Annotated in this window: 5 protein-coding genes; 2 read left to right on the plus strand and 3 right to left on the minus strand. The window is 63.8% G+C overall.

Annotated features, from left to right (window positions below; translation table 11 throughout):
* The first annotated feature begins 55 nt into the window (after positions 1-55).
* Positions 56-1,699 carry a methyl-accepting chemotaxis protein gene (locus tag DFO68_RS01640; RefSeq protein WP_166637505.1) on the plus strand — a complete coding sequence of 548 codons (1,644 nt, stop codon included), beginning with the start codon at positions 56-58 and terminating at the stop codon, positions 1,697-1,699.
* A gap of 86 nt (positions 1,700-1,785) precedes the next feature.
* Positions 1,786-3,555: a bifunctional diguanylate cyclase/phosphodiesterase gene (locus tag DFO68_RS01645; protein ID WP_347813113.1), complete on the plus strand. Its 1,770-nt coding sequence runs from the start codon at positions 1,786-1,788 to the stop codon at positions 3,553-3,555.
* A gap of 104 nt (positions 3,556-3,659) precedes the next feature.
* On the opposite strand, the gene DFO68_RS01650 is transcribed toward DFO68_RS01645, so the two are convergent.
* The 3 genes from DFO68_RS01650 to DFO68_RS01660 form a co-directional block, all read right to left on the minus strand.
* Positions 3,660-5,627, minus strand: a complete 1,968-nt coding sequence (locus tag DFO68_RS01650; protein WP_133481398.1) for a sensor domain-containing diguanylate cyclase — start codon at positions 5,625-5,627, stop codon at positions 3,660-3,662.
* 217 nt (positions 5,628-5,844) lie between these two features.
* Positions 5,845-7,155, minus strand: a complete 1,311-nt coding sequence (locus tag DFO68_RS01655) for a methyl-accepting chemotaxis protein (RefSeq protein WP_133481399.1) — start codon at positions 7,153-7,155, stop codon at positions 5,845-5,847.
* Positions 7,156-7,285: 130 nt separating this feature from the next.
* Positions 7,286-7,636, minus strand: coding sequence for a hypothetical protein (locus DFO68_RS01660; RefSeq protein ID WP_133481401.1), 351 nt, complete (start codon positions 7,634-7,636; stop codon positions 7,286-7,288).
* Positions 7,637-7,907: the final 271 nt, after the last annotated feature.

The following is a 7,907-nucleotide window of genomic DNA, read 5'->3' on the forward strand; positions in this document are numbered from 1 at the left end:
TGACCGGTCGCCCGACTTACCAGCGATAGGATCCCCGATGCGATGTCTCAACCGAATGACCATTCGGCTCAGCTGGAGCCTGGTGCTGCTTGCCTTTGGCGTCATCATTCTCGGCATCGGTGCCCTCGGCCTTTATGCCAATCATCACGGTCGTACCGCCTTCGGGGACCTGCACGAGGTTCAGGTGCAGCAGTCCCGGGCCTTGAACCAGGCCTATATCGCCACCCTGAGAGCCCAGGTCGCCATGGACCGCGCGGCTCATCTGATGCGTGTACCCTCATTCGATCGTCCCGGGCCGGTCGTCGACCAGGCCAGGGCCTACATGCGTGATGCCGAGGCGGCCTTCGAACGCTTCCAGGCCCTGCCCGATGCAACGGCCCAGCAGGGCGCCATGGACGACTTGGCCTCGCGCTTCCAGTCGCTGTTGAACACTGGGCTGTCGCTGCAGCTGATGCTCCTTGAGGAGGAGGATCTTGGCGGCTACGACGCAGGGAAGTCCCGGGTCGCGGAGTCGAGCCAGATCTTCATGGACGCTGCGGATGATTTCTTCGCCGCCAAGGCGGAGCGTGGCGATGCCCTGGCCGAGCGCTTCAATGCCATGGCCGGTTGGCTCAACCTGGCACTGGCCGGCGCCCTGAGCGGCGCGCTGCTGCTCATGTGGGTGGTGATCTGGGGCGTGCGGGCCAATGTCATTCGGCCACTGTCGCGCATCATCGAGCACTTCCGGCGCATTGCCGACGGTGATCTGGCGACTCCAGTGGAAGCGCGAGGCGACAATGAGATCGGTCAGCTTTATGCCGAGCTCGACGGCATGCGACGGGCCTTGGCAGAGACTGTCGAGCGGGTCCGAGACGGTGGCGATCGAGTGCTCGACAATGCCGCGCACCTGAGCGAGGGCAATCAGGAGCTGTCGGCGCGTACCCGACAGCAGGCGGCCTCTCTCGAGCAGACCGCCTCCAGCCTGGATGAAATGACCGCCTCGGTTGCCGACACCGCCGGGCATGTTCGCGAGGCCAATACGCTTGCCGAGCAGGCCACCGGCAAGGCCCATCAGGGCAATGATGGGGTAGGCGCATTCGTCGAGACCATGGCCGAGATTCGCGAGCGCTCAAGCCGAATCGGCGAGATTGTCGGATTGATCGATGACATTGCCTTCCAGACCAACCTGCTGGCACTCAATGCTTCGGTAGAAGCCGCCCGGGCAGGCGAGCAGGGGCGCGGTTTCGCGGTCGTGGCCGAGGAGGTCCGACTGCTGGCCTCGCGCAGTGCCCAGGCGGCTCAGGAGATTCGGGCGCTTATCGAGGCCTCCCGGGGCAGCGTCGAACGGGGTGATGGGCTGTCGCGTCGGGCCAGCGAGGACATGGCCGCCATAGTCGACGCCATCCAGAGGCTTGGCGAGCGTATTGACTGGATCGCGCACGCCGCCACCGAACAGCACCGCGGTCTGGATCAGATCAACCAGGCCATGCATCAAATGGGCATCGTCACGCAGCGCAATAGCACCATGGTGGAGCAGGCCAATCGAGCCGCGGCGGCCCTGGAAGATGAGGCCGGGCGCATGCGGGACTTCACCGCGCGCTTTCGCCTACCATCGGCACCGGATGAGCAGGGTGATGCCGTTTCCGTTGACGGGCCTGCGGAGGTGTCCGAGGGTATCGGGCCTCAGAATTCGCGGAATTTGGAGGCCATGCCTGCCTGATGGGGGAGGCAACAATGCCTGATGCCGCCCGAACTTGGGGGAGACAACGATGCCTGATGCCACCACCGAACTTGGGGGAGACAATGATGCCTGATGCCACCACCGAACTTGGGCGAGACGCCGAGGCCATGATCCAACACGAGGCCCTCGAACTAGACTGCATCCTGCGCGAGGGCGCGGTCACGCCGCTCTTCCAGCCCATCGTCGATGCCAGCTGCCAGGGAATCTTCGGTTACGAGGCCTTGTCTCGAGGGCCGTCGGATTCGGTGCTGTATTCGCCGCTGACGCTATTCGAAACGGCCCGCTTGACCGGGCGATTGGTAGAACTGGACCTGCTGTGTCGCCGCGTGGCCATCGAAGCCTTCGCGCGGCTCGAACTCCCCGGGCGGCTCTTTCTCAACGTCATGCCGACCTCGCTCCTTGAAGACGATTTTCGCGAGGGACTCACGCGCGCCTACCTGGATGAGGTGGGGCTGTCGCCCGAGCGGGTGGTGATCGAGTTGACCGAACATCTGCCGATTCACGACTACGCCGTGATGCGCCAGGCCGTGGACCACTACCGGCGCATGGGCTTCCAGGTGGCGCTGGATGATCTGGGCGCCGGCTATTCCAGCCTGCGCCACTGGGCCGAGTTGCGCCCCGACTTCGTCAAGATCGATCGCTACTTTGTCGAGGACATCGACTGTGACTCCGGCAAAAGCCAGTTTTTAAGCTCGCTGCTCGAGGTGTCGCGCAGCCTGGGCTGTCGGGTCATTGCCGAGGGCATCGAGACTGCCGGCGAGCAGCGCTGCCTGTGGGGAATGAACTGCACCCTGATGCAGGGCTACTATTTCGCGCGGCCGGCCCGGGAACCCCTGCGCTGCCTCGAACAGCCCCCGGCGACACCCCATGCCGCCTCGGGAAGCCTTGGTAGCAATGCCGCCATGCTGTGTCGTCCTTTGCCACCCGTGGCGCAGGGCACGCCGGTTCCCGAGGTGGTGGCGCTGTTTCGCAAGGATCCCAGCCTGCGCTGCCTGGTCGTGCTGGATAGCAGCCAACGTCCGGTGGGCGTGGTTCGCCAGCTGGAGTTTCTGTCCGAATTCACCAACCCCTTCAGCCACTCTCTGTATGCCCGGCGCCCCATCGACACGCTGATGGACCGCCGCATGCTGATTGCCGAGGAGTCCATGCCGCTGGAAACGCTAAGCCGGCAAATCACCGGCTCATCCCAGGGAGGACAGGATGACCTGGTCATCGTTGACCCCCAGGGGCGTTATCGTGGCCTGGTGCTGATCATTGACCTGCTTCGCGAGATCACCTCTCTGCAGATGCGTTGCGCTCGCCAGGCCAATCCGCTGACTGGGCTGCCCGGCAACGAAGTGATCAACGAGACCCTGACGGCCCGGCTGGCGAGTGGAGAACCCTTCGCTGCCGCCTACGTCGACCTGGATAACTTCAAGGCCTACAACGATGTCTACGGCTATGCCTGTGGCGATCAGGTGATCTTGGCGCTGGGTCGCATGCTTCAGGATGTGTGTGGTGAGCAGGGGTTTGTCGGCCATGTGGGCGGCGACGACTTCATGCTGATACTAAAGCCCGAGGGCGCCCTGGCCTGCTGCGAGGCAATCCTTGAGCGCTTTGCGCGTTTCATTCCTGACTTTTACACAACACAGCATCGCCAAGCGGGCAGGTTTTTGGGGCGCGATCGACACGGGCGCGACAGAGTGATGCCGCTGATGTCATTGTCGATAGCCTATCATGCGGTGTCGTGCGGGCTGGGAAAGACCGCGCTGGATATCGCCAGCGTCCTCGCCGAGCTCAAGGCGCAGGCCAAGCGCCAGGCGGGCAATAGCCTGTTTGTCGATCGCCGCCAGTGAGCTTGACCCCTTTGTGGGCGCGCCTCCCGCTACGCTGGATATTGGCGGCCCGGAGAGCATCGTCGGAGGATGGGCCGAGTGGTGGGTGGATTAGGCCAGGCGGCTCAACCGCTGACCACCTCGTTGCGGCCCCGTGACTTGGCGGCATAGCTTGCCGCGTCGGCACGCTTCATCACCTCGTGAATCGTCAGGTCGTCGGGCTGAAAGGTGCTCACGCCGATGCTGGCCGTTACCTGCCAGCTCTGGCCATGTTGTTCAACGCTCAGCTCGGCGATACGCGCCCGTAATGACTCGGCGATCTGCAGGGCCCGGGGCAACTTGCAGCCCGGCAGCAGCATGGCGAACTCGTCGCCGCCCTGGCGGGCGGCATGGTCGCTGCTGCGAGCCTCTGACTCCATCGCCGCCGCCACCTGCTGAAGCATGCTGTCGCCCAGGGCGTGGCCCCCGGTGTCGTTGATGCACTTGAAGTGGTCCAGATCGAACAGCAGCAGCGCGGAGGAGATACCCGCCTTTTGCCACTCGGCAAAGGCGTCTTCCAGCCGTCGCTCCAGGCCGCGGCGGTTGAGCAGGCCCGTCAGCGGGTCATGCTCGGCTTCCCAGCGGCGCAGGGCATCCTCGTGCTGGCGCTGGGTGATGTCGCGCACCACCCCGACCAGGCCGATGAACTCCCCGTCAACGCTGATCGCATTGGTGTGGACATCCAGCCAGAGCAGCTCGCCGTGCTCTCCGTAATAGCGGAACTGGCGTTTGAGATCCTGTTGCTGGAGCAGGCTCGCCAGCCAGGCCTTGACCAGCGGGGCGCGATCCTGCGCATGAATATGTCGCGCCCACTCCTCCAGGTGAGTCGCCAGCGTTATGCCCAGCATTCGTTGTAGGGTTGGGTTGACGAAGGTCAGCTCGCCGCGGGTATCGGTCACGAACATGCCCTGGGGCGAGGCCGCGAGGATACCCCTGAGCAAGGCGCTGCGCTGCTGCAGGTCATGCAGCGTTGCCAGCCGCTGCTTCTCCAGCTTGTTGAAGGCATCGATGACCCGGCGCAGTTCGGTGATTTGGGTGGGAATCTCCAATGCGTCCCTGCTCCCGTGGCGCAGCTCCTTGATCTGATGCGCCAGATGCGACAGGGGGTGTAGCGCCAGCCAGATCAGCGCGCCCATCACCGGCAACAGAAGCCCCAGGCTCCACCATACCTGGTAGGTGATGCGTTCCATCAGCTCGGCCAGCGGGGCATACATCTGGCCGAGCGGCAGGTAGACGCTCACCACCCAGTCGGCGGGCCAGATTTGACGATAGGCCTTCAACGCCTCCTCGTCCTGAAGGACCTCGCCCTCCCAGCCCAGCATGGCGAGCTCGAGTTGCGGGTCGTCCTTCAGTTGGCTGATATCCGGCAAGCCACGATGTTGCTCGGGATGGTAGAGCAGGCGACCCGATGCGGTGGTCACCACCACATGGCCGGCATTGCCGAGGCGCAGGTGATCGAAGTTATCGAACAATTCGCTGCCGCCGATCTCGACCTGACCGCCAAGAAAGCCGGCGTAGTTGCCGTCTGTGTCTTTACGCGGCACCAGCAGCATCACCATCGGCTTGCCTGACAATATGCCCACGAAAGGCTCGCTGACATGGCGACGCTGGAAGTGGCGCATGAACTGGGCATAGGCCCGCACGCTGGCATCCTGGCCGACCCGGTTCGGCACTTTGGGCCAGTCATCGATGATCATGTTGTCGGCGTTCACCACGAGCAGGCCGTCGAACAGGCTCATCAGCGCCTGGGGGTTTCGCGCTGCCAAGGTGCCGGGCGATACCTGCTGCAACTGCCCGGCAAGGCCTTCGAGGGCTTCCATGCGCTCTTCGACCTGCTGGGTGATGGCATTGCGGATCAGGTCGGCCTCATAGCGCAAGTGGACCCGATTGGTCTCCTCGACCAGCCGGCTGCCCGACTGCCAGCCGAAGGCGAGCAGGAGCAGGGACAGCAACAACCATAACGCGGCGACGCCCAGCAACAGGCGGCCGCGCAAGGAAAGAAGATGGCGCCGCAGGGCGGCGGTAAACGGCTTGATGCGCTTTGGCTGTGTCACACCCTTGCCAGTGCCTCCTTGCGCCTTAGGCCTGGGTGACGTGTGAACATGGCGGGATCACAGTGCCAGCTTGTTCGCGTTCGAGTCGCTGGCTTGGCGTCTTTAGGCTGGTGGGGGAGCGCATGGTGTCGTGCATCGCCGGCCATCTCCGATCGTCCGCTGAATGTGGTCAGCATCTTAACGCCTTGGGCGTCAGCAGCGCTATCCGCTGTTTGGTTTACTGTTGTTGAGCGCTGAGCCGATCCACCGAGGCGGTCACGTTGCGGGCCCCTAGCTGAATTTCGCTGACGATCTTCTCGATGTCGGTCACGTGGGTCTGAATCTGTTCGCTTTTTGCCACCGCTGACTGCATTTGCTCGCTTGCTTGAGCCACCATGGCGTCGTTGGCGGTGAGAACCTCGCCGATCTGGCGAACCGCCTCACCCGAGCGGTGCGCCAGCTGGCGCACTTCGCCGGCCACGATGGCAAACCCCTTGCCATGCTCGCCCGCATGGGCCGCCTCGATGGTGGCATTCAGCGACAGTAGGTTGGTCTGCTCGGCAATGCGCGCGATACCCGCCGTGATGCCATTGATGTTGCGCGCCTGGTCCACCAGCTGTTGGACGATCTCGCGGGCACGTCCCATTTCCTCCACCGAAGCGACGCACTCCCTGACGACCTCCCGCAAGTGCTCCATCCCGTTGGTAGCGATCTGCTCGGTCTCGGTCGAGGTTTCCTGCGCCGAGAGCACCGCGGCGTGCGTGGCCTCGGCGGCTTTCACGTCGGCGGTGACGTCGGTGGCAAACTTTACCACGCTGACCACCGTGCCGGTGGCATCGATCACCGGGTTGTAGGTGGCCTCCAGCCACAGCGCATCGCCCGAGGCAGTGACCCGCTCGAACTTGCCGCGCATGAACTCGCCCTGCGCCAGGCGCTGCCAGAAATCGGGATTCTCCCGGTAGAAGGCCTCACGACAGAACAGCCGGTGGTGGCGCCCCTGCACCTCGTCCAGCGAGTAGCCGATGGTGGCCAGGAAGTTGTCGTTGGCGCTTAGAATCTCGCCCTGCGCCGAGAACTCGATGATGGCCATGGACCTGTCAAGCGCCTTGACCATGGCCTCCTGCGTGAGCATCGCTTTGTGCTTCGCGGTGACGTCGTTGGCAATCTTCACCACATGGGTGATGCGCTTGCCGGCGCGGTCGGCCACCGGGATATAGGTCGCCTCGAGCCACACCTCCTGGCCCGCCTTGCCCACCCGCTGGAAGGTGCCGGCGCGATGCTCGCCTCGTGACAAGGCCGCCCAGAAGTCGCGGTACTCCTGGCTTTCGGCATGGCTCGGCGGGCAGAAGAGGCGGTGATGTTGACCCACCACCTCGGCCTCTCGGTAGCCCACCGCCGCCAGGAACATCGGGCTGGCCCGGGTGAGGATGCCCTGGGGCGTGAAGACGACCGAAGCCGTGTGCTGGTGCAGGGCCGCCTCCAGCGGGCCACGAAGGCTCGGCGCCTTGGGCAGTGGGGAAGCGAGCAGGGAGAGCAGAGAGCTGAGCATGGAGGACGACCCTTATGGCGTAATGTTCTTGGACGGCGGCAAGTGAGAGCTTAGCCGTGATATCCAAATTGTACAATCCTGGCGGTTATTGCTGATCTGTATATCTTTTGTATAATTATTGGAGGCTGCCTCAGCGTGCGCCCTTGAGCTGCTGGGCGCGGCGGTAGAGCTGGCGCGCCCGGGCTACGGCGGTAGCCTCGTGTTCGTCCAGCGGCAGGGTGTGGCGGCGTTCGCTGCCTCGGCGCGGCGCCGCCAGCGCCTCGGCATGGCGGCGCAGCAGGTGCTCCAGGTTCATGTGGATCATGCTGCGCTGTAGCTCGAACTCCGTCTTGAAGGTCTCGAGGCGCTGGCGCTCTTCCGGGTCGGTGGTCATCATCAGGCGGGCCGCCAGGGTATCGTTTACCATGGCCTCGGTGGCCTTGAGCTTGGGCACCAGCTCGTAAAGCAGCTCGTGGGCGCTGATGGTCTCGCCGCAGGACAAGGTGGGCTCCTTGAGTATCAGGAAAAAAGAATCAGGAAACAGTGGGTTTTATCGGCGGTTTGTTCGCTGGCTTGAATTTTCGCCGCGCTGGCTAAAGTTCTCGGGGGCGTCACCTACCCGCGTAGCGCAGAGCAGGCATTGGCTCGCTCCCCATAGGGGTAGACTCAAGGAGACGGCAGGGGAGGCAGCATGGCCAGCAACCATCACGATACCAGCTACAAGGAGCTGTTCAGCTATCCAGAGTTCGTTCAGCAGCTGATCGAGGGCTTCA

Origin of the sequence: Halomonas ventosae (assembly GCF_004361885.1) — a bacterium.
In the GTDB taxonomy this organism is placed as follows: Bacteria; Pseudomonadota; Gammaproteobacteria; order Pseudomonadales; family Halomonadaceae; genus Halomonas; species Halomonas ventosae_C.